Genomic DNA, 26133 nt, shown 5'->3' on the forward strand with positions numbered 1-26133 from the left:
CAATGATCAAGGGCATGACCGAACCGGTTGCGGCCCGCGTGGCCGTCTACCTCGACTTCGACAACATCGTGATCTCGCGGTACGACCAGATACACGGGCGAAACTCGTTTCAGAAGGACAAGGCCAAGGAGCTCGAGCAGCATTCCGAACGGTTGGGCCAGGCGACGGTCGACGTCGGCGCCATCCTCGACTACGCGTCGTCGTTCGGGACCCTGGTGCTCACCCGCGCCTACGCGGACTGGTCGGCGGATATCAACGCCGGATACCGCGGGCAGCTGGTGGCCCGCGCGGTCGACCTGGTGCAGTTGTTCCCCGCGGCGGCCTACGGCAAGAACGGCGCCGACATCCGGCTCGCCGTCGACGCGGTCGAGGACATGTTCCGGCTGCCCGACCTGACCCACGTGGTGATCGTGGCGGGCGACTCCGATTACATCCCGCTGGCCCAACGCTGTAAGAGGCTGGGCCGGTACGTGGTGGGCATCGGGGTGGCCGGGGCGTCGAGCCGGGCGCTGGCGGCCGCGTGCGAGGAGTTCGTCGTGTACGACGCGCTGCCGGGGGTCCCCGCGCTCGACCGCGAGCCCGGGCCGACCGGCACCGCCCCGCCGAAGCGGCGCGGCGGGCGCACCAAGGCGGCACAGGCCGAGGAGCCCGAGCCGCCCGACGCGCAGGCCGCCGCCACCGCGCTGCTGACGCGCGCGCTACAGATCGGCCTGGAGAAAGACGACGTCGACTGGCTGCACAACTCCGCGGTGAAGGCGCAGATGCGGCGCATGGATCCGTCGTTCAGCGAAAGGTCTTTGGGTTTCCGGTCATTCAGCGATTTTCTGCGGTCGCGTTCCGACATCGTCGAGCTGGACGAGACGTCGACCACGCGGATGGTGCGGCTGCGCGCCCGCGATTGAGCGGCGTCGCCCCCGCGTCGTGGCAAATCATCTTCTCGCGGGTGTATGGCGTTCTGCCCGATGTGCGGGGCGAGATCGTTGACAGCGACCCGGGGTGGCCATACATTGTCTGAGAGTCGTCCGCTGGTGGGGGATCGATGAGGAGACCGTCATGACCGTCGGTGCCGCTCCCCCAAGCGTTTTCGACGCCGACCTGCCCACCCTGTCCTATCTTGACGACGAAACACCCGCGGAGGTCTACCCGCGCCTGCGGGAGGCGCAACGGCATGCGCCCGTCGCGCTGGGACCGCACGGCCCCGAGGTCCTCGGGTACCACATGGTCCGGTCCGTCCTGCGGGACACCCGATTCCAGATCCCGCCCGGCCTGAATCTCCTTGTCGGCATCACTTCGGGCCCACTGTGGGACAAGGTGGTCAACAGCCTGCTGTGCCTCGAGGGCGACGCGCACCACCGGCTGCGAAGCCTGACCTCCAAGGCGTTCACGCCGAAGGCCACCCTGCGCCTGCACGACACGATGGTCGGCGTGCTCAACGAGTTGGTCGATCGGGTCGCCGGCGCCGGGCGATGCGACGTCGTCACCGACATCGCGCGCCCGTATCCCGTCCCGATCATCTGCGCGCTGCTCGGGGCGCCCCGCGAGGACTGGCAACGGTTCTCGCTGTGGGCGGACGACGTGTTCAAGGCGTTCAGCTTCACCGCCGACCTGACCGAAGTGGAGCCCGTCGTGATGCGCGCGTGGCGCCAACTCGACGCCTATGTCGACGAGATGGTCGCCGGGCGCCGCCGCAGCCTGACCGACGACCTGCTGTCCGACCTGATCCGCGCCGAGGACGAGGGCGACCGCCTCGACGCGGCCGAACTGCGCATGCTGGCCGGGGGGCTGCTGCTGGCGGGGACGGACACCACCCGCAACCAGGTCGCCGCGTCGGTGCACCTGCTGTGCGAGCACCCGGAACAGTGGGAGCTGCTGCGCCGGCGACCCGAGTTGGCGATGCGCGCGGTCGAGGAGACCATGCGGCACTCGCCGATCGTGTGCGGGACGCTGCGGCTGGTGGCCGAGGACGCCGAGGTCGACGGCTACGTGTTTCCCGCCGGCACGATGGTCCTGCTCAACACCGGGGCGGCGAACCGCGACCCCACCGTCTACGACGACCCGGACCGCGTCGACATCACCCGCGAGGGCGCCCCGCCGATCCTGACGTTCGGCGGCGGCGCGCATTACTGCCTGGGCGCCAACCTGGCCAGGCGCGAGATCGCCGAGGCGCTGACCGTCTTGACCGCCCGCCTGCGCAATCCGCGCATCGCCGGCCCGGCTCCGTGGAAGCCGATGGGAACGCTGAGCGGCCCGCTGAGCCTGCCGCTGGAGTTCGACCGCTAGGCATCCGGCGCCGCTCAGGGATTCGGGTGTGAGCTCGCGGATTCGGGTGTGAATCCACGGCTTTGACTGTGCGCTGAGGGCGACGACACGCCGAGCGCGGCCGCCGTGGCTTCACAGTCAAAGCCAAGGCTTCACACCCAACGCGACGCCGTTGGCAATCCGCCGAGTCGCGGTGGCGCCGGGGCGGCCTTACGCTGCGGGGGTTACACGAACTTCACGGGGGTTTTCGATGCGCGCAACCTGGGGACCGGCGGCCGCCGCGGTCGCCTGCCTGGCGCTGTCGTCCTGCTCGGAAACCGTGTCGGCGCCCCCGCTGACCCCCACCGCGCCGACGTCGGCGTCGAAAACGACCACCCGTGCGGGACCCGCCCCGATCACGGGCCCGCTGGAAAAGGACTGGAAGAGCTACGGCGGCACGGCGTATTTCGGCTGCCCGCAGACCTTTTCGGCCGGCAAATCCGCACTCGACGACATCCGGCCGAAGATCTTCGACCCGAAGACGGGACAGTACGTCGCGCCGGCCATCCCCACGATCGCCGCCGGCGAGAACCTCACCGGCGCCATGTGCGCGCTGACCGGCGCCGCCGCCGACCTCAAGGTCGTCTACGTGGTCACCACCGTCAAGCCCGCCCAGGCCCCGGCGCCCGAAATCTCAAGGACCACCGCGTATTCCTACGACTGGTCCTCGGGCCACCAGGTCGCCACCAAAGAACTGCAGCCGCCGACCCCCGGCCTGAGGTTGGCGGCGCCGAAGGAATGGGGACTGGCCCCGACCGCCTCGGGCGTGGCGTGGGTGAACGCCTTCACCGACGGGCACGCCCCCGCGTCGCCGCCCCGAACCGTGGTCCTGTCCGGCGCCGACCTGTCGATCATGTGGGACGATCCCCAGCCCGCCCGAGTTTGGCAGGACGTCATTGCGTTCCCCCGCAACGCCGATCCCGGCAAGGCCTCGGGGGCCGAGCTGCGCCGCCCGAACGGGGAGGCGATCTACCAGGACGACGACGCGCAATCCGTGGACGCCGAATTGGCCGAGGGCCCAGACAAACCTGTGAAGATCACCCACCGGGAGTCGCGCAACCCACCGGCCGTCTCCACGATGTTCTATGACCTCAACGCCAAATCCCTCATCAAGATCGGCGATTCGGACCGGATCTCCGGCGGCGGGCTGAGCGCGGCCCTGTCCGACGGGAAACTGTTTGTCGACGGGCACAATTCGGAGAACTCCTCGTTCGGGTTCGGGGTGTGGAACCTGCGCAGCGGGCGGTGGGACTTGCTCAAGAGCCGCGACGACGCCAAGAAGATGTCGATTTCGAAGCTGGCGTTCTTCGAAGACCACCTCTACCTCACCGGCAGCGGCGGCACGTTCTCGGTAATCGCCCTTCCTGCAACGGATCCCGTCGCGTCCGGCTGGTCGACACGCCCGTTCGAGCGGATATCCGGATGGACGCTGGTGTGCCGCGGCGAGACCGCGCCGTCGTCCAACGGCGAGTGCAAGGAGATCGTCATGGTGCAAGACCAGGACGGCCACTACCCCGGGCCCTGGTTCTGACGGTCGCCCGCGGTCAGATCCAGCCGAGGGCCTGCGGAACCATGTACAGGCCGAACCCGATGGTCACGAAGCACAGCGCGCGGGTGACGTATTTGTGCAGCCCGCGCATGCGCCACTGCTCGGGCAGGGCCCTGGCTTCCAGCGCGAGCAGCAGGCCCAGCACGATGGGCAGCAGCAACGCGTTCATGACTTCGACGTCGACGGCCAGATTGACCAGGTCGACGCTGGCCAGCACCAGCACCGCGCCCACGATGTGCGCCAGCGAATACGTGATGTAGAACCGGGCGGTGGCGCGGTTGGGCCGCTCGTTCAGCGTGTGCTTCCAGCCGAACACCTCCGCGAGCCCCCACGCGCCCGCGAGCGAGGCGACGATCGCGGCCACCAGCGCCGCGCCCAGCATGCCGAGCCCGAACAGCACCGTCCCGCCGACTCGGCCGAGGTAGGGCGTGAGCGACTGGGCGATCTGGCCGACGGTCTCCAGTTCCGCGCCGCCGCCGTGCGCGCCGCTCGTCCCAATGGTGGACGCCATGGTGACCACCACCGCGATCATGATCAGCTGGGTCAGCACCGCGCCGAAGGCGGTGTCGTAACGGGCCTGGCGAATCGTGTTCTCCGACAGGCGCTTATCGACCACCGCTCCCTGCTGGTAGAAGATCATCCACGGCATGATGACCGCGCCGACGTTGGCCGCGACCAGTAGCAGGTATGACGAGTTGCCGAGCGGCATCGACGACAACCCGTCCACGAGGGCTCTCGGGTCGGGCCGGGCCATGACCATCGCCACCAGGAAGGCCAGTTCGGCGGCACCGACGACCAGGCCGATGCGCTCGACGCGCCGGTAGCTACCGGTCAGGGCCAGCGCCAGCAGCGCGACGGTCGCGACCGGAATGCTCACCCAGCGCGAGACGCCGAAGAGTTCGCCCACCCCGGCCACCCCGGCAAACTCCGTCAGCAACGCCCCGATCGCCGAGGCGAACAGGGTGAACGCCGACAGCCACGCCCAGCCGCGGCCGAACCGCTCCCGGATCAGCGAGCCGTGGCCGCGCCCGGTGACGATGCCCAGCCGCACGGTCATTTCCTGCACGACGTAGAGCACCGGCATCAGGATCAGCTGCGGCAGCACCATCCGGTAGCCCCACTGGGCGCCGGACTGCGACGCGGTGATCAGCGACCCGGCATCGGTGTCGGCCAGCATCACCACCAGGCCGGGGCCCCACACCGACAGCAGCCCCCATCGCAGCCAGCGGCCACGGGTGCGCAGCGGTATTTGCGGCCGGTCCTCGGATTCGTCCGCCACCGGCTGGGTGGTCGTATCGGTCACCCCGGGATCCTAACTAGGGGCCGCCTAACCACGGGTGTTTGCCGGAGAGCGCCATTGGCCGAAAATGTGCCGCCATTCTCGAAAATGCGATAGGCGTTCTCGAATTGCGAGAGTACGTTGCCCAAGTATGCAAACGGTGCGTAGCTTCTGCCGCGTCTGCACCTCCGTCTGCGGCATCCTCGTCGACGTCGAGGGTGACGAGGTGCTCCGCGTTCGCGGCGATCAGGAGCATCCCTTCTCCCGCGGTTACACCTGCCCGAAGGGCCGCGCCCTGCCGCAACTGCACCACCACCCCGACCGGCTCGAACGCCCGAGGATGCGGGCGGACGGCCGCCTGCGCGACACCACATGGGACGCCTGCCTCGACGACCTGGGCACGCGGCTGAAGGACATCATCGACCGGCACGGGCCGCAATCGGTCGCGTTCTACTTCTCCACCATGGAAAGCGCCGGCTTCCGCATGGCCGAGGCGCTGCACGCCGCGATTGGCACACCGGCCAAGTTCAGCCCCCTGACCATCGACGGCACCGCCAAGCCTTTGGTCTCGGATCTGGTCGGCGGATTCATGGGGCTATCGGGCCGGACCGACCTGGACAACGCCGACTTCCTGATGCTCGTCGGCGTCAATCCCGTTGTCTCGCATGGACATGCGATCTCGATGCCCAATCCGACCGGCACGGTGCGCGAGATCGCGCGGCGCGGGCAGGTGTGGGTGATCGATCCCCGTCGCACCGAGACCGCCCGGCTGGCCACCGCCCATCTGGCGCCGCGGCCCAGCACCGACCACGCCGTCCTCGCCTACCTGGTGCGCGAGATCCTGCGCGACGGAATGAAATCCGACGTTCCCGTGCAGGGCATCGACGAGCTGGCGCGTGCGGTCGAGCCGTTCACGCTCGAGCACACCGCGAAGCTGGCCGATGTCGCCGAGGCCGACCTGGCCCGGTTGTTTGCGGGCGTGCGGGCCGCCAAGTGCGTCGCGGTCGAAACCGGCACCGGCGTCACGATGACCGCCGAGCGCGCCAACGTCACGCAGTGGCTCGCCTGGGTGCTGAAGATCCTCACCGGCGCGATGAACCGGCCCGGCGGGACGTGGTTTCACCCCGGATTCGCCTACCAGCTCGAGACTTTCGGCGAGTTTTTGCCCGTCACGCCGATCGAGGGATCCTTCGGTCCGGGACCGCGCAGCCGCCCCGAGGCGCAGGCGTTCATCAACGAGTGGCCCTGCGCGGCGCTGCCCGACCAGATCGCCGCGGGCAACATCCGCGCCCTGATCAACGTCGGCGGCAGCCTGGTCACCTCGTTCCCCGAGACCGGCAAGCTGATTCCGGCCCTACAGAGCCTCGAGGTGTTCGCGACCACCGAGATCATCAACAACGAGACCACCGAGCTGGCCACCCACGTCCTGCCCACCAAGGACCCGCTGGAACGCCCCGACATCACCATCCACGACATCCTGAGTTCGCATGTGTCCGTGCAATACAGCCCGGCCGTCGTCGAGCCGGTCGGCGAACGCCGCTCGATGTGGTGGGTGTTCGCCGAACTCGGCCGCCGGCTCGGCTACGAGCTCGGCAATCTCGGCGATCCCGACACCAGCACCGACGACGACGTGCTCGCCGTCCTGTTGGCCGGCGCCCGAACGGGATTCGACGAGGTGGCGGCGGTGGGTTGGGCCGAGGCCCCGCGCGAGCTGCCCGCGGCCTGGGTCGACGAGCACGTCGCGCGGATGGGCGGCTGGCGGCTGGCGCCGCCGCTGCTGGTGGACCAACTCGCGGGCCTGAAACCGCCCGCGCCGCTGGTGCTGGTGCCGCGCCGGCAGCGCCGAAAGCTCAACGGGCAGCTGGATTTTCTCGGTGAAGCCCCCGAGGTTCTCATCCACCCCGAGGACGGCGCCGCCGCGGGTGTCGCCGACGGGCAGAAGGTGACGGTGCGCAGCGCGAACGGCGAACTGACCGGCATCGCCAAGGTCGACGACTCCATTCGGCGCGGGGCGGTGTCGATCCCGCACGGCCACCACGCGGCCAACGTCAACCGCCTGACCAACAAGGACGACATCGACGTGGTGACCGGCATGGTGCGCTACTCGGGGGTGCCCGTCAGCCTGCATCCGGCCTGAAACACGCTGTCCTGGTTGGGCAGAAGACACCCTCCCGGTCGATGGGTTGGAGGAGTCGAACCGGGAGGGTGCCTGGCTTGGCGTTGGCGCTCGAAGGTCACTGCCCGGCGCGCAGGTCGCATTGGACGACGAAGCAGAGCCGGTCGGCGAAGGCGATGGTATCGGCGATCTTCTCGGCCAGCTCGGCGGCGCGGGCCTTGCGGACGCCGGCCAGCCCGGCCTGCGCGGCGAGGGCCGATTCGCGCGCCGTCGCCAGTGCCGTGCGGCAGTCGCGGAGTATTGAGAGTGTGGCGGGACTGATAGACATGTCGCCCCCTACAAATCGCGCTCTCACAGCGATACCCGCCCCGGGGCCCGCCACACCGACGTGGCGCAAATTTTTACAACCAATTTGTAGAAATTGCGCACGTGTCGCACAACGTCGCCGCCGGCCCCTGGTCGGCCGGCCGGAACGCGGGCGCAGAGCAAACCGAAATTCACGGTGTGCGACGGCGCGCGGGCCTACCAAAAATTGTGGTGGCAGGTACAGGATTCGAACCTGTGAAGCTTTCGCGACGGATTTACAGTCCGCTCCCATTGGCCGCTCGGGCAACCTGCCGCCAGACAGGTTACAACGAGCGAGTAGACAAAGCACAAACGCCTATCACCGGATGAAGGGACGGAATGCATGGCGGACTCATCGTTCGACATCGTCAGCAAAGTGGATCGCCAGGAGGTCGACAACGCGCTCAACCAGGCCGCAAAGGAGCTGGCCACGCGGTTCGACTTCCGCGGCACCGACACCACGATCGCCTGGAAGGGCGACGAGGCTATCGAGCTGACGTCGTCCACCGAGGAACGCGTCAAGGCGGCCGTCGACGTCTTCAAGGAGAAGCTGATCCGCCGGGACATCTCCATGAAGGCCTTCGACGCCGGCGAGCCCCAGGCCTCCGGCAAGACCTACAAGGTCAGCGGCTCGCTCAAGCAGGGCATCAGCAGCGAGAACGCCAAGAAGATCACCAAGCTGATCCGCGACGACGGCCCCAAGTCCGTCAAGACCCAGATCCAGGGCGACGAGATCCGGGTCACCAGCAAAAAGCGCGACGACCTGCAGGCCGTCCAAGCGCTGCTGAAGCAGGCCGACCTGGACGTGGCGCTGCAGTTCGTCAACTACCGGTGATCGCCGCTCGCGAGCGTGACGGTGCGGCCCGCGCGGTTTCGCGACTTCCTAGCCCGACCAACCGGTGGGTCTCTAGGCTAGTGACGAGTCCCACAATTTGAGCGAGGTTCACGATGACCGTGACGCCCCAGGAGGCCGCCGGCGACGGCGGGACCGAGGCCGACTGCTTCGATGTCATCATCGTCGGAGCCGGCATCTCCGGCATTGACGCCGCCTACCGGATCACCGAACGCAATCCCCAGCTGACCTACACCGTCCTGGAGCGGCGCGCGCAGATCGGCGGGACGTGGGACCTGTTCCGCTACCCCGGGGTGCGCTCCGACAGCAGCATCTTCACGCTGTCCTTCCCGTTCGAGCCGTGGACCCGCGAAGAGGGCGTGGCCGACGGCGTGCACATCCGCGAGTACCTGGCCGCCACCGCGCGCAAGTACGGCATCGACCGCCACATCCGGTTCGACAGCTACGTGCGCTCGGCGGACTGGGACTCCGCGACCGACACCTGGACGGTCACCGTCGAACAAAACGGGGAGCGCAGGCTCTACCGCGGTCGCTTTCTGTTCTTCGGCAGCGGCTACTACAACTACGACGAGGGCTACACCCCCGACTTCCCGGGCATCGAGGAGTTCCAGGGCACGGTGGTGCACCCCCAGCACTGGCCCGAGGACCTGGATTACGCCGGCAAGAAGGTCGTGGTGATCGGCAGCGGCGCGACCGCGGTGACGCTGCTGCCGTCGCTGTCGGACCGCGCCGCCAAAGTGACCATGCTGCAGCGCTCGCCCACCTATCTCATCTCGGCGTCCAAGTACGGCACGGTCGCCGCCGTCGCGCGAAAGCTGCTGCCCCGCAAGCCCGCTCATCTGGTCGTCCGCATGTACAGCGCCCTGACCGAGGCGGTGTTCTTCGCGTTGTCGCGCAAGGCGCCGGGGTTCGTGCGGTGGCTGCTGCGGCGCAAGGCGATCAACAGCCTGCCGGCCGGATACGACGTCGACACCCACTTCAAGCCGCGGTACAACCCCTGGGACCAGCGGATGTGCCTGATCCCCGACGCCGACCTGTACGAGGCCATCAGCGCCGGGCGCGCCGACGTGGTCACCGACCACATCGACCATTTCGACGCGACCGGCATCGCACTCAAGTCCGGCGGGCACCTCGACGCCGACGTCATCGTCACCGCCACCGGCCTGCAGCTGCAGGCGCTGGGCGGGGCCACGATCAGCCTGGACGGCAACGAGATCAAGACCAGCGACCGGTTCGTCTACAAGGCGCACATGCTCGAAGACGTGCCGAACCTGTTCTGGTGTGTGGGCTACACCAACGCGTCGTGGACGCTGCGGGCCGACATCACCGCCCGGGCGACGGCAAAACTCATGGAGCACATGGCCTCTCACGGCTACACGCGCGCCGCCCCGCACCGCGGCAACGAGCCGATGACCGAGAAGCCGTCGTGGGACATCAACGCCGGCTACGTGTTGCGCTCGGTGCACGCGCTGCCTAAGTCCGGCACCAAGCGGCCGTGGAACGTGCGGCAGAACTATCTCGCCGACGCCATCGACTACCGCTTCGACCGCATCGAGGAGGCAATGGTGTTCGGCCGGACCGCCGACCGCACCGCGCTGGCCGGATAGCCACGCACGGGAGTTCGTGAACTACTCCCAAATCTCAGATGTCGGCAATACGCTGATCGCCATGGCATCTGAGAAGCGCGAACCCAAAGTCGTTGTCCTCGGTGGCGGCAGCTGGGGCACCACCGTGGCCTCAATCTGCGCGCGCCGCGGGCCGACGCTGCAATGGGTGCGCTCCGAGGAGACCGCCCGCGACATCAACGACAACCACCGCAACAGTCGCTACCTCGGCAACGACGTCGAGCTGAGCGACACCCTGCGCGCCACCACCGACTTCGCCGAGGCGGCGAACTCCGCCGACGTCGTGGTCATGGGCGTGCCCTCGCACGGCTTCCGCGGGGTGCTCACCGAGCTGGCCCGGGAGCTGCGGCCGTGGGTGCCGGTGGTGTCCCTGGTCAAGGGCCTCGAGCAGGGCACCAACATGCGCATGTCCCAAATCGTCGAGGAGGTGCTGCCCGGGCACCCCGCGGGCATCCTGGCCGGTCCGAACATCGCGCGCGAGGTCGCCGAGGGTTACGCCGCCGCCGCGGTGCTGGCCATGCCCGACCAGCATCTGGCGACGCGGCTGTCCGGGCTGTTCCGCACCAGGCGCTTCCGCGTGTACACCACCGACGACGTCATCGGGGCCGAAATGGCCGGGGCTTTGAAGAACGTGTTCGCCATCGCCGTCGGCATGGGGTACTCGCTGGGCATCGGCGAAAACACCCGAGCGCTGGTCATCGCCCGCGCGCTGCGGGAAATGACGAAGCTGGGCGTCGCGGTGGGTGGGGACCCGGACACCTTCCCGGGGCTGGCCGGGCTGGGCGACCTGATCGTCACGTGTACCAGCCAGCGCAGCCGCAACCGTCACGTCGGTGAACAACTGGGGGCGGGCAAACCGATCGACGAGATCATCGCCTCGATGAACCAGGTCGCCGAGGGGGTCAAGGCCGCCAGCGTGATCATGGAGTTTGCCAACGAATTCGGCCTCACCATGCCCATCGCCCGTGAGGTCGACGCCGTGATCAACCACGGCTCGTCCGTCGAGGAGGCCTACCGCGGCCTGATCGCCGAGGTGCCCGGCCACGAGGTGCACGGCGCGGGCTTCTGACCTGGGCGTCGCGGGCTGGCCAAATTCAAATCTTTGCGTTCTCTATGGGCCGCTCACGTCCGCTTGACCCCGGTTTGCCAGCAAAATACCGTCAGACCAGGTAGTCAGTGATTTTCCGGTTGCGATCCTGCTCGTCGTCCGGATGTAATCCGCTGCACGCCAACCCGTTACGAAGATGTAACTGGCCGCAAGAAGGGCGGATATCGGAACATCCCCCGCAAACTCCCAACGAGGGACGTGACCGATGCAAGACATTGAACGGGCGGGCGATCGGCTCCCCACCGCGTCACGCGCCGACCGGCTGCGCGGCATCATCCGGCACGACCTGCCCTCCTCGCTGGTGGTCTTTTTGGTCGCGCTCCCCCTGTCGCTGGGAATCGCGATCGCCTCGGGCGCCCCGGTGCTCGCCGGCCTGATCGCCGCGATCGTCGGGGGCATCGTCGTCGGCAGCGTGGGGGGCTCCCCGCTGCAAGTCAGCGGCCCCGCGGCCGGGCTGACCGTCATCGTCGCCGGGCTGGTTTCCGAGTTCGGTTGGGGCATCACGTGTTTGATCACCGTCGCCGCCGGGACCCTGCAGGTGCTGTTGGGGCTGAGCCGCGTGGCGCGCGCCGCCCTGGCGATTTCACCGGTCGTCGTGCACGCCATGCTGGCCGGCATCGGCATCACGATCGCCCTGCAGCAGGCGCACGTGTTGCTGGGCGGAAAATCCAAGAGCACCGCCTGGCACAACCTGATCGGCCTGCCCGGGCAGGTCGTCGGTGCGCACCGGCCGGGGGTCATCCTGGGCGTCCTGGTGATCGTCATCATGGTCGCCTGGCGGTGGGTGCCCGCCAAGGCTCGCCGGGTACCGGGTCCCCTGGTCGCGATCGTGGCGGTCACCGCGCTCTCGGTCGTCTTCGGATTTCACGTGCGCCGGATCGACCTCGAGGGGTCACCGCTGGACGCGCTGAGGCTGCCCGACCTTCCCCACGGCAACTGGGGCGCGTTCACCGTCGGGGTGATCACCGTCGCGCTCATTGCCAGCGTCGAGAGCCTGCTGTCGGCGGTGTCGGTCGACCGGATGCACAACGGGCCACGCACCGACTTCAACCGGGAGCTGGTGGGACAGGGCGCCGCCAACATCATCTCGGGGACCGTCGGCGGGCTGCCGATCACCGGGGTCATCGTCCGCAGCTCCACAAATGTCAACGCGGGCGCCAAATCCCGGGCGTCGGCGATCATGCACGGCGTCTGGATCCTGCTGTTCACCATTCCGTTCGCCGGACTGGTCGAGCAGATCCCCACCGCCGCGCTGGCCGGTCTGCTGATCGTCATCGGCGTCCAGCTGCTCAAGCCGGCGCACATCGAAACCGCAATGAAGCACGGCGATCTCGCCGTGTACGTGGTGACCGCCGTCAGCGTCATCTTCCTCAATCTGCTGCACGGCGTGCTGATCGGCCTCGCACTGGCCATCGCGCTGACCGGATGGCGAGTGATCCGGGCCAAGATCGAGGCGGAGCCGGTTGGCGACGAATGGCGGGTGACGATCGAGGGCGCGGCCTGCACCTTCCTGGCGCTCCCGAGGCTGACGCGGATGCTGACGTCGGTTCCGCGGGGCGCGACGGTGACGGTGGCGATCTCGGTCCATTACCTCGATCACGCTGCGCACCAAACGATTACCGACTGGCAGCGGCAGCACGAGGCGACAGGCGGGACCGTCGAAATCCGGGGTGTGATGGAGACGGGTCACCGCGCCGCGGACGAACCGCTGGTCGAGGCCCAGGCGCCCGGGGCCGCAGCGTAATTGCGCGCCCCGCGCTTATAGCGCGCCGCGCGCTCAGTCGACGTCGATCCTGATGTGCAGCCGCTTGCCGCACACCTGCGCCAGGCGCTGCAGCACGTCGACGCGCGGCACCTCGTCCCCGCTCTCCCACGCGGCCACGGCCTCGCGGGTGGTGCCCAGTGCGTGCGCCAGTTGTTCCTGGTTCATCCCGGCACCGGCACGGGTCTCGAAGACCAAATCGGGCAGATTCAGCGCCAGCCCGGCTTCGTGAATATCGATCGAGTCAGAGTGCGACATCGCCATCACCGCTTCCATCAATGGAAAGCCTAGGATTACAGCTAACTCCGATGTTACGTGCGGTTCGGCCGGTGTGCACGCGGCGTTTTACCGCCGTTTCCTACCGCCCGGCCATCTGCTCGAGGCGGCGGATGCGGTCCTCGATCGGCGGGTGCGTCGAGAAGAGCGACCCGATCCGCTCGCCGGCTCGAAATGGGCTGGCGATCATCAGGTGTGCCTGGCTGGCCAGCTGGGGCTCGGGCGGGAGCGGGGCCGCCTGGACCCCACCGGAGATCTTGCGCAGGGCCGACGCCAGGGCCAGCGGGTCCCCGGTCAACACCGCGCCCGATTCGTCCGCCTGGTATTCCCGCGACCGGGACACCGCGAGGCGCACGACCGTCGCCGCGATCGGGCCGAGCAACGAAACCAGCAGCAGCGCAAAGGGATTCTCGCCGTCGCGGCTGTTGCCGCCGAACATGCCGGCGAACATCGCCATGTTGGCCAACGCGGTGATCACCGACGCCATCGCACCGGCGATGCAGGAGATCAGGATGTCGCGGTTGTAGACATGCGACAGCTCGTGTCCCAGCACGGCGCGCAGCTCGCGTTCGGTGAGGATGCCCAAAATGCCGGTGGTGCAACACACCGCGGCGTTGCGCGGATTGCGGCCGGTCGCGAACGCGTTGGGCGCGTTGGTGTCGCTGATGTACAGCCGGGGCATCGGCTGGTGCGCGGCGGTGGCCAGCTCCCGGACGATCCGGTACATCGCCGGCGCCTGGAGCTCGGAAACCGGCTGCGCATGCATCGCCCGCAGCGCCAGCTTGTCGCTGTTGTAGTAGGTGTAGACGTTCATGCCGATGGCGAACAGCACCGCGAGAAACATCGCGGTCTTGCCGAACAACGAGCCCACAAACACGATCAACGCGGACATGCCGACCAAGAGGGCAAACGTCTTGAACCTGTTGGCATGCGGATGCCAGGTCATCGGTGTCCTCCTAGGACATTCCGGAGCACACTCCGGAACACTCGTTCATTGTCGACTATTGAACGCCCGAGACGGCCGAAGGAGTTCCGTGACGCGCTAGCCGTGCCGGCTGATGGTGTAGTCGACCAGCGTCTGCAGCGCGTGCCGGCCGGGCACGTCGGGCAGCAGCGCCAGCTCCTGGTGTGCCTGCGCCGCATAATCCTGCAGCGACCGCTTGGCCTTGGCCATGCCCTCCGACGCCCGCAGCAGCGCCAGCGCCTCGGCCACCGTCTCGTCGTCGTCGATGGGCCCGACCAGCAGCTCGCGCAGCCGCGCCGCGTCGGGGCCGGGTTCGCGCAGCGCGTAGACCATCGGCAAGGTGTGCACGCCCTCGCGCACGTCGGTGCCGGGCAGCTTGCCGGACTCGCGGGAGTCGCTGTCGATGTCGATGATGTCGTCGGAGATCTGGAAGGCGGTGCCCACGATGCCGCCGAGGCGGCTCAGCCGCTCCACCTGGTCGGCGTCGGCGCCCGAGAACATCGCGCCGAAGCGGCCCGCCGCGGCGATCAGGCACGCGGTCTTCTCGTAGACCACCTTCAGGTAGTGCTCGATCGGGTCCGCCCCCTCGGCCGCCCCCGTCAGGCCGCGGGTCTCGCGCATCTGCCCGGTCACCAGCTGGGCGAATGTCTCGGCGATCAGCCGCACCGCCTCGGGCCCCAGCCGGGACACCAGCCGCGAGGCGGTGGCGAACAGATAGTCCCCAGCCAGGATCGCGACGTTGTTGCCCCAGCGCACGTTGGCGGTGGGCGTGCCGCGGCGCACCTCGGCCTCGTCCATCACGTCGTCGTGATACAGCGTGGCCAGGTGCACCAGCTCGATCACGGCGCCGGCGATCGTCACGTCCGCGGCGTCGGGATTGGGCCCCAGCTGCGCCGACAGCACGGTGAACAGCGGCCGGAACCGCTTGCCGCCGGCCTTGAACAGGTGGGTCAGCGACTCGGTCATGATCTCGTCGGCGCTGCGCAGTTCGGTGTCCATGAGCTGCTCGATCCGCCCGACACCGTCGCGCACCGTCGCCGCGAAGGCCGCGTCGCCGAGATCAACGCCCGCCACCACCGTCGCCGGAGTATTCACGGGACCAAACATACTGGTGTGCATGAACACGGGAGCGACCCGAGCCCACGTGGTGGTGGTGGGCGCCGGACCCGCCGGTTCGGCGGCGGCGGCGTGGGCCGCGCGCGCAGGCCGCGAGGTCCTGGTTATCGATTCGGCGAGCTTCCCCCGCGACAAGGCCTGCGGTGACGGGCTGACCCCGCGCGCGGTCGCCGAGTGCGAGCGCCTGGGGCTCGGGGACTGGCTGGACGCCCGCATCCGGCACCGCGGGCTGCGGATGAGCGGGTTCGGCGGCGAGGTGGAGGTGGACTGGCCCGGCCCGTCCTTCCCGTCGACCGGCAGCGCGGTGGCCCGCGTCGAGCTGGACGACCGGATCCGCAAAGTCGCCGAGGATTCCGGAGCGCGGATGCTGCTGGGCACCAAAGCCGTTGGCGTGCAACATGACTCATCGGGACGGGTGACATCGTTGACCTTGGCCGACGGCACCGAAGTCGGGTGCCGGCAGTTGATCGTGGCCGACGGCGCCCGTTCGTCGCTGGGGCGCAAGCTGGGCCGGCGCTGGCACCAGGAGACGGTGTACGGCGTGGCGGCCCGCGGGTACCTGAGCACGCCGCGCGCCGACGACCGCTGGCTGACCTCGCATCTCGAGCTACGCGGACCCGACGGCTCCAAGGACACGGTGCTGCCCGGCTACGGCTGGATTTTTCCGCTCGGCAACGGCGAGGTGAACATCGGCGTCGGGGCGTTGTCGACGTCGAAACGGCCCGCGGATCTGGCGCTGCGGCCGCTGATCGACCACTACACCGACCTGCGCCGCGACGAGTGGGGCTTTGTCGGCCCGCCCCGGGCGGTGTCGTCGGCGCTGCTGCCGATGGGCGGCGCGGTGTCCGGGGTGGCCGGGCCCAACTGGATGCTGATCGGCGACGCCGCGGCGTGCGTGAACCCGCTCAACGGCGAAGGCATCGACTACGGGCTGGAGACGGGCCGGCTGGCCGCAGAGTTGCTGGATGGCTGTGGCCTGTCTCAAGACCTGTCGCAGGCGTGGCCGTCGCTGCTGCGGGGGCACTACGGTCGCGGCTTCTCGGTGGCGCGCCGGCTGGCGCTGCTGCTGACCTTTCAGCGGTTCCTGCCCGCGACCGGGCCGATCGCGATGCGCTCGACGACGCTGATGACCATCGCCGTGCGGGTGATGGCCAACCTGGTCACCGACGAGGACGCGGACTGGGTCGCGCGCGCCTGGCGGGGCGGCGGCCGGCTGTCCCGGCTGATCGACCGCCGCACCCCGTTCAGCTGAGCCGCGGCCGCATCGCCGCTGGTCGGAGGGCGCCGCCGCCCTGCCGGGGCGCGCTATCGGCGCCCGCCGTTTGTCGGCGCGGCCGGAACCGGGCGTGTATAGTCCAGCTAATGAAGGGAACGATGCTGGCTACTATCGGTGCCGCTGCCGCTGCTGTTGCTGCTTTCGCGCTGGCCGCGCCGGCGCCGCTCTCCGCGCCCGCCCAGGCGGACCCGCCGCCGACGGCGCCGTACCCGACCCCGCGGACGCCGTCGCCCCCCAGCGACTACGACGCGCCGTTCAAGAACACGGTCAACGGGTTCGGCATCTACCAGCCGCAGGACCAACTGGCCTGGCTGGGCAAGATCACCTGCGACCGGATCGACCACGGCGTCGACCACGACGCCCACCAGTCCGCGACGTTCATCCAGCGCAACCTGCCGCGCGGCACCACCGAGGGCCAGTCGCTACAGTTCCTCGGCGCGGCGGTCGACCACTACTGCCCGGAGCACATCGACGTCGTCCAAGCGGCCGGCAACCACTAAGTCCGTCTCAGCGCGGGGGTAGGTGCCCGGCGTGTAGGGCGACGATGCCGCCCGTCAGGTTGCGCCACCGCACTCCCACCCAGCCCGCCCGGGTGAGCTGCTGCGCCAACCCCTCCTGATCGGGCCACGCCCGGATCGACTCCGCCAGGTACACGTAGGCCTCGGGGTTGCTGGACACCGCGCGCGCCACCCGCGGCAGCGCGCGCATCAGGTACTCCTTGTAGACGGTGGCGAACAGGCCGTTGGTGGGGGTGGAGAACTCGCACACCACCAATCGGCCGCCCGGGCGGGTGACGCGCGCCATCTCGCGCAGCGCGGCCTGGGTGTCGACGACGTTGCGTAGCCCGAAACTGATTGTGACGGCATCGAATACGTCGTCGGCGAACGGCAGCCTGGTGGCGTCGCCGGCGACCTTCGGCACGTGGCGCGCCGCCCCCGCCGCCAGCATGCCCACCGAGAAATCGGCGGCCACACACCACGCCCCGGATTTCTTCAGCTCGACGGTCGATACCGCGGTGCCCGCGGCGATGTCCAGCACCCGCTGGCCCGGCCCGATCTCGAGCGCCGCCCGGGTGGCCTTGCGCCAGTGGCGGTCCTGGCCCATCGAGAGCACGGTGTTGGTCAGGTCATAGCGCCGGGCGACACCGTCGAACATCGACGCGACGTCGCGGGGGTCCTTGTCCAACTCGGCGCGGCTCACCACACGGACGGTACCCCCAGGGAATTCCGCGGCGACAGCAGCGTTGCAACTCTGCGTGACTGACAAAGTGTGGTTCATCACCGGTACATCGCGCGGCTTCGGACGGGCGTGGGCGATCGCGGCGCTGGAGCGGGGAGACAGGGTCGCCGCCACCGCGCGCGATACGGCGTCGCTGGACGATCTGGCGCGCGAGCACGGCGACGCGCTGTTGCCGATCCAATTGGACGTTACCGACCGCGCCGCGGACTTCGCGGCCGTCAAGCGGGCGCACGACCACTTCGGCCGCCTCGACATCGTGGTGAACAACGCCGGCTACGGGCAGTTCGGGTTCGTCGAGGAACTCTCCGAGAAAGACGCCCGCGACCAGATCGAGACCAATGTCTTTGGCGCACTGTGGATCACCCAGGCCGCGCTGCCGTACCTGCGCGAGCAGGGCAGCGGCCACATCATCCAGGTTTCCTCGATCGGGGGCATCACCGCGTTCCCGTTGGTCGGCATCTACCACGCGTCGAAGTGGGCGCTGGAAGGCTTTTCCCAGGCGCTGGCCCAGGAGGTCGCCCCGTTCGGTGTGCACGTCACGCTGATCGAGCCGGGCGGCTTCGACACCGACTGGGCCGGCGCCTCGGCCAGGCACGCCGCGCGGCTGCCGGCCTACGCCGACCTCCGTGCGGCCGTCGAGGCCGAACGCAGCCGGCGGTGGGCCAGCCCGGGCGACCCGTCCGCCTCGGCGGCCGCGCTACTGAAGGTGGTCGACGCCGAAAAGCCGCCGCTGCGAGTCTTTTTCGGCTCGTCCCCGCTGGAGACGGCCAAGGCCGACTACGAGAGCCGGCTCCGCAACTGGGAGGAATGGCAGCCCGTCGCCGAGCTGGCGCAGGGCTGATCGCGCCGTCACTCCCCCTGCGCGTACCGCCTGGCCGACAGCCGGCGCCGCTCGAACGGCGACAGCACCGCCTCGTAGTGGCCGAGCAGCTCGTCGCAGATCACCGACCAGCTGCGGCCGACGACGCTGCGCCGCGCGGCCGGCGCATAGCGCGCCCGTTCGGCGAGCAGGTGCGCGACCGCCTCGGGCAGCCGGGCCTCGAACTCGTTGACCCCCAACAGCAGACCGGTACGCCACGGGGTGACGAGGTCGCGTGGGCCGCCGGCGTCGGGGGCGATGACCGGCAACCCCGACGCCAGCGCTTCCTGCACGACCTGACAAAACGTCTCGTGCTCACCGGGGTGCACGAACACGTCCATGCTGGCGTACGCCGCGGCGAGCTCGTCGCCGTAGAGCGCACCCGTGAAAACCGCTGTCGGCATTGCCGATTGCAGTTTGTCGCGGTCGACGCCGTCGCCCACGATGACGAGCTGCACCCCGCCGCCGGCGGCCAGCCCGGCGAGCCGCTCGACGTGTTTCTCGGGCGCGAGCCGGCCCACGAACCCGACGATGGGCTTGCCGTGCGGTGACCACCGCCGCCGCAGCGCCTCGTCGCGCGCCGACGGCGCGAACCGCAGCACGTCAACGCCGCGCGCCCACTGGTGCACCCGTGGAAAACGGTGGGCGACAAGGGCTTCCATCGTCACCGTGGACGGCGCCAGCGTGCGGTCGGCGAGGCCGTGCAGGTGCCGGAACCAGGCCCACGCGGCCCGTGCCGTCATCGGGATGCCGTAGCTGGCCGCGAAACCCGGGACGTCGGTCTGATACACCGCGACCGTCGGCACCCCCAGCCACCGCGCCGCGCGCACGCCGCCATACCCCAGCAGCGCCGGCGAGGCCAGATGCACGACGTGCGGGTCGAATCCGCGCAGGACGCTCACCAGCCGGGGCGTCGGCACGCCGAGCGGCAGCGTGGTCACCTTCGGGAACATCCGGGCGGGCACCCGGTGCACGCGGATGCCGTCGTGAATGCGCTCCGCCGGCGGTTCACCGGGTGGCGTGCCGGGGGCGATGACGAGGGCCTCGTGGCCGGTGCGGCGCAGGTGCTCGAGCACCCGGATCACCGAGTTGCTGACACCGTTGACTTCCGGCAGGAAAGATTCCGCGACGATGGCAACGCGCACCCCATCACCGTCTCAGCGCCGCCTGTCGACAAGGTTGCCTCCGGGCGTCCGTCACGCGAAATTTGCAGGTTCGGCGGTTTCGGTGCCTTCGGCGCGGCGGTCCAGCCATTTGTCTCCCAGTGCCAGCGCCGCCAGCAGCGCCGCCGCCCCCAGCCAGGCCACCACCGCGATGGATCCCGCCGGGATGATCGCGAGCCCCGCGTTGCGGTGTTGCACGCGGACCAGGTTCGGGTCGTTCTTGTTGTACTCGACGTAGATTCGCATCCCGGTGGCCAGGTGGGACGGGTAGAGCACCCCGAGTTCGGGGCGGTAGGTGACCCGCTCGGGGGTGACGAATTCGATGGTGGAGCGGCGCGGCCCGGCGCTGAGCACCTCCGCCTGCGCGACGCCCATGTTGTGGGTGATCGCAAGGTCGTTGCGCCACGCGCCGGCCACCAGCAGCACCGACTGCAGCGTGACCAGGCCGGCGACGATCAGCACCGCGATCCGGGCCCATCGCAACGCGATCCTGGCAGGTGTTTTCGGAGGTTCGTCGCTGCGTCCGTGAATCAGTAAGTGCAGCAACATTTTTGGCGTTGGCGCCATCTACAGCGCCGCCTTGATGGCGGCGTGCAGCTGCCGCAACGAGGAGCGGTCCGCCTTGACTTCCAGCACCCGCATCCCGGGGCCGGGATCGTCGAGGGCGGCGTGCAATTCGCCGACCTCGATCTGGCGGCTCTCCACGTGATACGCGCGGCACAGCGCCCCCACGTCGACGTCGTGCGGGGTTCCGAAGATCCGCGACGACACGTCGGAGAACCGCGGGTCGCCCTGCTCGAGCAGTTCGAAGATGCCGCCGCCGTTGTCGTTGGAGACCACGATGGTCAGGCGGCGCGGGGTGGGTTCGGTGGGGCCGATCAGCAGCCCGGAGCTGTCGTGCACGAAGGTCAGATCGCCGATCAGCGCGACGGTCCGCGCCGGGTTGTCCGGGTTGCCCTCGCGTTCGTGGGCGAGTGCCGCCCCGATCGCGGTGGACACGGTGCCGTCGATCCCGGCGACCCCGCGGTTGGATCGCACCCGGATGCCGTGGGTGTCCAGGCCGACCAGCGCCGCGTCGCGGACCGGGTTGGACGCCCCGAGCACCAGCTGGTCGCCGGGCCGCAGCGCGTCGGCCACCGCCGCCGCGACGTGCAAACCGGTGGTCAGCGGGTGCGCCGCGAGCTGGCCCCGCACCGCGTCGTTCGCGTGCCGGTTCGTCTCGGCGCACCGGTGCAGCCACGCCGGGTTCGGCGCCCCGGTGGTGACCGCCCGCGTGCCGGTGGCCTGCGAGTTTCCCGAGACGTCGGGCCAGCGGGGGCCGGTGGTCAGCGCGAACACCGGCACCTTGGGGTCGGCCAGCAGCGCCGACACCGGGCGGTGCAGGGTCGGGCGGCCGAGCATGATCACCTGCTTGGGCCGCAGCAACGGCAGCGCCAGGGGGTGCAGCGGGTTAGGAGGGGGCTGGCCAGAAAATGAAGTCGGTTCGGCCACGGTGGGCAGCTGGGCGAGGGCGGGATGGGTGCCGGCGCCGTGGCCGGCGATGACGACCGTGTCGGGCGTCAGGTCGATCTCCAGCGGCTGGTCGAAGGTGACCGGCGGGGTGTAGGTCCATGGCCGGCCGCCCGGGCGGCCCGGCGGGAGCACCGCGCCGCGGGGTTCGGGATCCGGCACCAGCGGTTCGCGCAGCGGGATGTCGAACTGGACGGGTCCGGCGTTGGCGGTGCGCGATCCGGTGGCGGCCGCCAGCACCCGGCAGGTGGCCGAGCGCCAGGTGGCGTTGTGCGCGTCCAGCCGCTCGGGGGCGTCCTCGGCGAGGCCCAGGCTGATGGTGGCCCGAACCTGGGTGCCGAAATAGCCCAGCTGCTCCATGGTCTGGTTGGCCCCGGTGCCCAGCAGTTCGTAGGGCCGGTTGGCCGACAGCACGATCAGCGGCACCCGCGCGTAGTTGGCCTCCACCACGGCCGGGCCCAGGTTGGCCACGGCCGTGCCGGACGTCATGGCGACGCACACCGGCGCGCCGGCGGCGATCGCCAGGCCGATGGCCAGGTAGCCGGCGGTGCGTTCGTCGATGCGGACGTGCAGCCGGATCCGGCCCGACCGGTCGGCGTCCTGCAGCGCGAAGGCGAGCGGCGCGTTCCGCGAACCCGGGCACAACACCACGTCGCGGACGCCGCCGCGAATCAGCTCGTCAACGACCACGCGAGCCTGGGTCGTCGAGGGGTTCACTCCTACAGGGTGTCACAGCCCGCTTAGCACACGTCGAGCGTGGAGTTGTTGGGGCAAATCGCCGCGATTTCGCCCCACAAGTCGACGCTCGGCGCCTGCCTCGGCTCGGCGAGGGCGCCTACCTCGGCTCGGCCGGGCGCCTATCGCGGCTCGGCGAAGAACTTGAGCATGGCGGCGTTGACGGCGTCGGGCCGCTCGAAGAACCCGAGGTGCCCGGTGTCGGGGATCTGCATGTAGCGGCCGTTGGGCAGCGCGTCGGCGACCTCCCGGCCCAGATACGGCGGCGTCAGGACGTCGTCGGAGAAGCCGATCACCAGCACCGGCGTCGCGATGCTGCGGTACGCCGACAACCGGCTGGTGTAGGGCGCGACGTCCAGCTGGGCCCGCATGCCCGGCGTGGGCTTGACCGGCCAGGTGGAAAACATCGCGATCCAGTCGGCGACCGCGGTGTCGTCGTTGAGCGTCTTGCGGGAAAAGTTTTCCAGCAGGCGGATTTTCGCCTCGTAGGCGGCCGGCAGCGTGACGCCGGCGTCGGCCAGCTCGGCCTCGGCGTCGCGGAAGAACTGCCGCGCACGGTCCATGCGGCCGCGGGTGCCCATCAGGACCGCCGCGCTGACCAGATCGGGCCGGGCGAGCATGAGTTCCTGGGTGATGAAGGCGCCCATCGACATTCCGACGATGCGGGCGGGGGCGGCGTTCAGCCCCTCGATCAGCGCCACGGTGTCGGCGACCATCGTTTGCGTCGAGAAGCCCTCGGCGTTCTCCGTGGCGCCGATCCCGCGATTGTCGAAGGTGATGACGCGGTATCCGGCCGCCAGGAACGCGGGGACTTGATAGGGGTGCCAGGTCCGTCCGGCGCCGCCGTGGCCGGCGATAAAGACCACGGGCTCACCGGAGCCGCGGTCGTCGTAAGCCAGGTTGATCACCCGGACGACGGTACAAGCAACCGATGGCACGCCTTGACCCGGTCGATCCACCACTGCCGACGCTCGGGTGGTGCCGCCAGCGCGGCCAGCCGCGCCGGATCCGGCGTCACCGGCCCGACGGCCAGGTGCCCGTCGACGGGCGGGGCGGTCTCGGCCACGTCGTCCACGAACAGCCCGCCGGTGCCCAGCCCGCAGGCGTGCCGAAGCCGCGGCAGGGCCGCCGCGGCGGTCAGCCCGGTGCCGATCCCGACCGCCGAGTCCAGCGCGCTGGAGACCACGACGGGGATGTCGATCTGGTCGGCGATGGCGAGCAGGGCCGAAATCCCGCCCAGCGGGGCGACTTTGAGCACCGCGATGTCGGCCGCCCCGGCGCGGACCACGGCCAGCGGGTCCTCGGCCTTGCGGATGCTTTCGTCGGCGGCGATCGGCACGTGTGGCATGTCCGGGCGGCGCCGCAGCTCGGCGAGTTCGCCGACCGTCGCGCAGGGTTGTTCGAGGTACTCCAGCGGGCCGTCGGCCGTCAACGCCGCGGCCGCCTCGACCGCCTGCTCGACGCTCCAGCCGCCGTTGGCGTCCACCCGCACGGTCGGCACCAGGTCGCGCACCGCGTTGACCCGCGCGACGTCGTCGGCCAGTGTCTGGCCGGGCTCGGCGACCTTCACCTTGGCCGTCCCGGCGCCGGGAAAGCGGGCCAGCACCTCTGGAACGTCGGCGGCGGGCACGGCCGGCACCGTGGCGTTGATCGGGATGCGGTCCCGGCGGACCGGCAGCGGCTGGCGGTAGGCGGCCTCGATGCCCGACGCCAGCCAGTGCGCGGCCTCGGGCGGCTGGTATTCGACGAAAGCCCCGAACTCCCCCCAGCCGGCCGGGCCCTCGATCAGCGCGACCTCGCGGGTGGTGATGCCGCGGAACCGCACCCGCATGGGCAGGGCCACCACGTGCAGGCGGTCCAGCAGGTCCTCGAGGGGCGGCGTCACGCGCTGTAGACCTGGCGGCCCGCCAGATAGGTCGCCCGCACGTCGAGGTCGGCGATCCGCTCGGGCGCCACGGTGCGCGGGTCGGCCGAGAGCACCACGAGATCGGCGTACTTGCCGACCTCGAGCGAGCCGATCACGTCGTCGGAGAACAGCTGCCAGGCGGCGTCGATGGTCTGGGCGCGGATCGCCTGCTCGACCGTCAGCCGCTCCTCGGGTCCGAGCACCCGGCCGCTGGGCGCCGTGCGGGTCACCGCCACGCTGATGTTGCGCAGCGGCTCCTCGGGCGTGACCGGCGGATCGTTGTGCAGCGAGATCCGCATCCCGGTGGCCACCGCGGATCCCGCTGGCATCCAACGGGTTCCGCGCTCCTCGCCGAACAGCCCGTCGACGATGACGTCGCCCCAGTAGTGGATCTGGTCGACGAAGATGCTGCAGGTGACGCCGAGGTCGTGGGCGCGCCGCAGCTGCTCGGGCCGGATGGCGCCGACGTGTTCGAGCCGCAACCGGTGGTCGTCGCGCGGATGGCGCCTGACGACATCTTCGTAGACGTCGAGGATGGTGTCGACGCCGGCGTCGCCCTGCACGTGGCAGGCCATCGGCCAGCCGAGCGGGAAGTAGGCGCCGACGATCTCGTGCAGCTGCTCTTTCGTGTAGTTGGCGCAGCCGCAGGACCCGGGCGCGACGCCGATGATTCGGGTGGCCTCGGTGTCCAGGTACGGGAACGAGAGGTCGATGTTGCCGATCCAGGGCGAGCCGTCGACCCAGATCTTGATGCCGACCTGGCGCACGATGTCGTCGCCCTGCCCGGGTGTGGCGTCGGTGGACATTTGCGGGTTGGAGATCTCGTAGGTCCGCAGCCGGACCGTCAGCTGGGAGCGCAGCCCTTCCACCAGCGGCCGAAAGCCGGGGTCGAAGGCCATCTCCGAGCAGGTGGTCAGCCCGGCGCGGTTGAGCCGGGCACATTCGGCGAGCAGCATCCGCGGATAGTCGGCGAAGTCGATGACCCCGCCCAGCAGCGGGAACACCGCGCCGGTCTCCTCGGCGGTGCCGTCGAGTTCGCCGTCGGCGTCGCGGCCGTATTTGGCGCCCTTGGGGTCGGGGGTGTCGCGGTTGAGGCCGTGCAGCTGGGCGGCGCGCGAGTTGAAGTACGCCTTGTGCCCGGAGTTGTGCATGATCACCAGCGGGGTGTCGGGCGCGATGCCGTCGAGCCAGCCCAGCGTGGGTTCGGGAAGTCCGTTCTGCAGCAGCGGATCCCAGCCGTTGAGGTAGGCGCCGTCGGATCCGCGCCGCGCGACCTCGGAACGCACCGCGGCGACGACGTCGTCGGCGCTGCGCATGGTGACCGGGCGGATGTCGACGAGGCGGTCCGACAGGGCGACGGCCTCCATCAGCGGATGGCCATGGGCCTCAACGAATCCCGGCATGACGCAGCCGTCACCCACGTCGACGGTCTGGGTGTCCGGGCCGGTGAACTCCGCGATTTCGGCGCGGGATCCGACGGCGATGATCTTGCCGTCTTTCACCGCGAGGGCCTCGGCGGTGGGCCGCGCCTCGTCGACGGTCAGGATGGTTCCGGTCACGACGAGATCTGCCTGCCCCATGGGGAAGGATCCTAGTAACCGGGTGGCATTTTATGCACGAGTTCTCCGGCGGCAGTATGCAACGGATTGTTCCTGCTCTTGCCAAATCGTTGTCGCAAAATGACAGCATTGGTCGGTGACTGTGACATTCACGGCCGAGTTCGGAGGATGCGCGAATACTTTGACCAATAGAGGGTGTGCCGATCTCTATTCTGGGTCCCTATCGAAAGGCGAGTTGCTGGGGCGGGCCGCAGTGACTGGCAGACGCGTGACGTACGTGCCTACACTCTCGTCTGTGCAGCAGACGTTGCGTGTTGATACCGCGGGTTTGCAGGCGATGGCCTCCCGCTGGGGTTCTTCAGTGGAAGGACTAAACGCGACGGTAGCTCCCGCGGCGCGAGGGTTGCCGTGTCAGGCCAGCGCGGCCGCAGTCAACGCCGCCCACATTGATGTCACCGCGTTCAGCGCGACGCTTGCCACACATATGGGCACGCACGTGACCGGCGTCGCCCAAGGCAACACCTCTTACCTCACCGCAGAAGCTGATTCGGCCGCCAAACTCGCAGCGGTGGCTCACCCGGTTACCAGCGTGTAGC

24 protein-coding genes and 1 tRNA gene are annotated in these 26133 nt (G+C 69.5%); 12 read left to right on the forward strand and 13 right to left on the reverse strand.

Annotated features, from left to right (window positions below):
* Window positions 1-2 precede the first annotated feature (2 nt).
* From K883_RS05375 to K883_RS05385, 3 genes are all read left to right on the forward strand, one after another.
* Window positions 3-902, forward strand: coding sequence for an NYN domain-containing protein (locus K883_RS05375; RefSeq protein WP_036453940.1), 900 nt, complete (start codon window positions 3-5; stop codon window positions 900-902).
* Between the two features lie 151 nt (window positions 903-1053).
* Window positions 1054-2280, forward strand: coding sequence for a cytochrome P450 (locus K883_RS05380; RefSeq protein WP_036453941.1), 1227 nt, complete (start codon window positions 1054-1056; stop codon window positions 2278-2280).
* Window positions 2281-2509: 229 nt separating this feature from the next.
* Window positions 2510-3829 carry a hypothetical protein gene (locus K883_RS05385; RefSeq protein ID WP_036453943.1) on the forward strand — a complete coding sequence of 440 codons (1320 nt, stop codon included), beginning with the start codon at window positions 2510-2512 and terminating at the stop codon, window positions 3827-3829.
* Window positions 3830-3842: 13 nt separating this feature from the next.
* Here the strand turns inward: K883_RS05385 and K883_RS05390 are convergent, their stop codons facing one another.
* Window positions 3843-5150, reverse strand: coding sequence for an NRAMP family divalent metal transporter (locus K883_RS05390; protein WP_036453945.1), 1308 nt, complete (start codon window positions 5148-5150; stop codon window positions 3843-3845).
* A gap of 127 nt (window positions 5151-5277) precedes the next feature.
* Between K883_RS05390 and K883_RS05395 the strand changes: the two genes are divergently transcribed.
* On the forward strand, window positions 5278-7263 hold the full coding sequence (locus K883_RS05395) for a molybdopterin-containing oxidoreductase family protein (RefSeq protein ID WP_036453946.1): 1986 nt from the start codon (window positions 5278-5280) through the stop codon (window positions 7261-7263).
* Between the two features lie 97 nt (window positions 7264-7360).
* On the opposite strand, the gene K883_RS05400 is transcribed toward K883_RS05395, so the two are convergent.
* Entirely contained in the window at window positions 7361-7570 is a 210-nt protein-coding gene (locus K883_RS05400) for a hypothetical protein (protein ID WP_008261002.1), read from the reverse strand.
* Between the two features lie 207 nt (window positions 7571-7777).
* Window positions 7778-7861, reverse strand: a tRNA-Tyr gene (locus K883_RS05405).
* 69 nt (window positions 7862-7930) lie between these two features.
* Here K883_RS05405 and K883_RS05410 point away from each other — a divergent pair.
* The 4 genes from K883_RS05410 (at window position 7931) to K883_RS05425 (ending at window position 12917) form a co-directional block, all read left to right on the forward strand.
* A complete protein-coding gene (locus K883_RS05410; RefSeq protein ID WP_008261003.1) occupies window positions 7931-8422 on the forward strand; it encodes a YajQ family cyclic di-GMP-binding protein in 492 nt (163 codons plus the stop codon).
* A 113-nt stretch (window positions 8423-8535) separates the two neighbouring features.
* A complete protein-coding gene (locus K883_RS05415; protein WP_008261004.1) occupies window positions 8536-10047 on the forward strand; it encodes a flavin-containing monooxygenase in 1512 nt (503 codons plus the stop codon).
* Between the two features lie 61 nt (window positions 10048-10108).
* On the forward strand, window positions 10109-11134 hold the full coding sequence (locus tag K883_RS05420) for an NAD(P)H-dependent glycerol-3-phosphate dehydrogenase (RefSeq protein ID WP_008261006.1): 1026 nt from the start codon (window positions 10109-10111) through the stop codon (window positions 11132-11134).
* A 244-nt stretch (window positions 11135-11378) separates the two neighbouring features.
* Entirely contained in the window at window positions 11379-12917 is a 1539-nt protein-coding gene (locus tag K883_RS05425) for a SulP family inorganic anion transporter (RefSeq protein WP_008261008.1), read from the forward strand.
* A 33-nt stretch (window positions 12918-12950) separates the two neighbouring features.
* On the opposite strand, the gene K883_RS05430 is transcribed toward K883_RS05425, so the two are convergent.
* The 3 genes from K883_RS05430 to grcC1 all read right to left on the reverse strand — a co-directional run bounded on the left by K883_RS05430 (window position 12951) and on the right by grcC1 (window position 15270).
* Window positions 12951-13211, reverse strand: a complete 261-nt coding sequence (locus K883_RS05430; protein WP_008261010.1) for a helix-turn-helix transcriptional regulator — start codon at window positions 13209-13211, stop codon at window positions 12951-12953.
* 82 nt (window positions 13212-13293) lie between these two features.
* Window positions 13294-14157 (reverse strand): zinc metalloprotease HtpX, encoded by an 864-nt coding sequence (htpX, locus tag K883_RS05435; RefSeq protein WP_008261012.1) that lies wholly within the window; start codon window positions 14155-14157, stop codon window positions 13294-13296.
* A gap of 96 nt (window positions 14158-14253) precedes the next feature.
* Entirely contained in the window at window positions 14254-15270 is a 1017-nt protein-coding gene (gene grcC1 / locus K883_RS05440) for a nonaprenyl/(2E,6E)-farnesyl/geranylgeranyl diphosphat synthase (RefSeq protein WP_008261013.1), read from the reverse strand.
* 22 nt (window positions 15271-15292) lie between these two features.
* Here grcC1 and menJ point away from each other — a divergent pair, with 22 nt between their 5' ends.
* Both menJ and K883_RS05450 read left to right on the forward strand, forming a co-directional pair.
* On the forward strand, window positions 15293-16543 hold the full coding sequence (gene menJ / locus K883_RS05445; protein WP_036453948.1) for a menaquinone reductase: 1251 nt from the start codon (window positions 15293-15295) through the stop codon (window positions 16541-16543).
* A gap of 110 nt (window positions 16544-16653) precedes the next feature.
* Window positions 16654-17067: a DUF732 domain-containing protein gene (locus K883_RS05450; RefSeq protein WP_008261015.1), complete on the forward strand. Its 414-nt coding sequence runs from the start codon at window positions 16654-16656 to the stop codon at window positions 17065-17067.
* A gap of 7 nt (window positions 17068-17074) precedes the next feature.
* Here K883_RS05450 and K883_RS05455 read toward each other — a convergent pair whose 3' ends face one another.
* Complete coding sequence (locus K883_RS05455; RefSeq protein WP_036455278.1) at window positions 17075-17767, reverse strand: demethylmenaquinone methyltransferase; 693 nt, start codon at window positions 17765-17767, stop codon at window positions 17075-17077.
* Window positions 17768-17822: 55 nt separating this feature from the next.
* Between K883_RS05455 and K883_RS05460 the strand changes: the two genes are divergently transcribed.
* Complete coding sequence (locus tag K883_RS05460) at window positions 17823-18647, forward strand: SDR family oxidoreductase (RefSeq protein WP_008261017.1); 825 nt, start codon at window positions 17823-17825, stop codon at window positions 18645-18647.
* A gap of 8 nt (window positions 18648-18655) precedes the next feature.
* On the opposite strand, the gene K883_RS05465 is transcribed toward K883_RS05460, so the two are convergent.
* From K883_RS05465 to K883_RS05490, 6 genes are all read right to left on the reverse strand, one after another.
* Window positions 18656-19810 carry a glycosyltransferase family 4 protein gene (locus K883_RS05465; RefSeq protein WP_008261022.1) on the reverse strand — a complete coding sequence of 385 codons (1155 nt, stop codon included), beginning with the start codon at window positions 19808-19810 and terminating at the stop codon, window positions 18656-18658.
* Between the two features lie 51 nt (window positions 19811-19861).
* Window positions 19862-20395, reverse strand: a complete 534-nt coding sequence (locus tag K883_RS05470) for a DUF3592 domain-containing protein (RefSeq protein ID WP_036429527.1) — start codon at window positions 20393-20395, stop codon at window positions 19862-19864.
* On the reverse strand, window positions 20396-22054 hold the full coding sequence (gene menD, locus K883_RS05475; protein WP_008261024.1) for a 2-succinyl-5-enolpyruvyl-6-hydroxy-3-cyclohexene-1-carboxylic-acid synthase: 1659 nt from the start codon (window positions 22052-22054) through the stop codon (window positions 20396-20398).
* 140 nt (window positions 22055-22194) lie between these two features.
* Complete coding sequence (locus K883_RS05480) at window positions 22195-22980, reverse strand: alpha/beta fold hydrolase (RefSeq protein ID WP_008261025.1); 786 nt, start codon at window positions 22978-22980, stop codon at window positions 22195-22197.
* Complete coding sequence (locus tag K883_RS05485; RefSeq protein ID WP_008261026.1) at window positions 22977-23957, reverse strand: o-succinylbenzoate synthase; 981 nt, start codon at window positions 23955-23957, stop codon at window positions 22977-22979. The genes K883_RS05480 and K883_RS05485 overlap by 4 nt, the downstream gene beginning before the upstream one ends.
* A complete protein-coding gene (locus K883_RS05490; RefSeq protein ID WP_008261027.1) occupies window positions 23954-25558 on the reverse strand; it encodes an amidohydrolase in 1605 nt (534 codons plus the stop codon). The genes K883_RS05485 and K883_RS05490 overlap by 4 nt, the downstream gene beginning before the upstream one ends.
* Window positions 25559-25832: 274 nt before the next feature.
* Between K883_RS05490 and K883_RS28135 the strand changes: the two genes are divergently transcribed.
* Entirely contained in the window at window positions 25833-26132 is a 300-nt protein-coding gene (locus tag K883_RS28135) for a hypothetical protein (RefSeq protein WP_255358922.1), read from the forward strand.
* Window position 26133 lies beyond the last annotated feature (1 nt).

Origin of the sequence: Mycobacterium sp. TKK-01-0059, from assembly GCF_000709305.1 — a bacterium.
GTDB classification, from domain to species: Bacteria; Actinomycetota; Actinomycetes; order Mycobacteriales; family Mycobacteriaceae; genus Mycobacterium; species Mycobacterium intracellulare.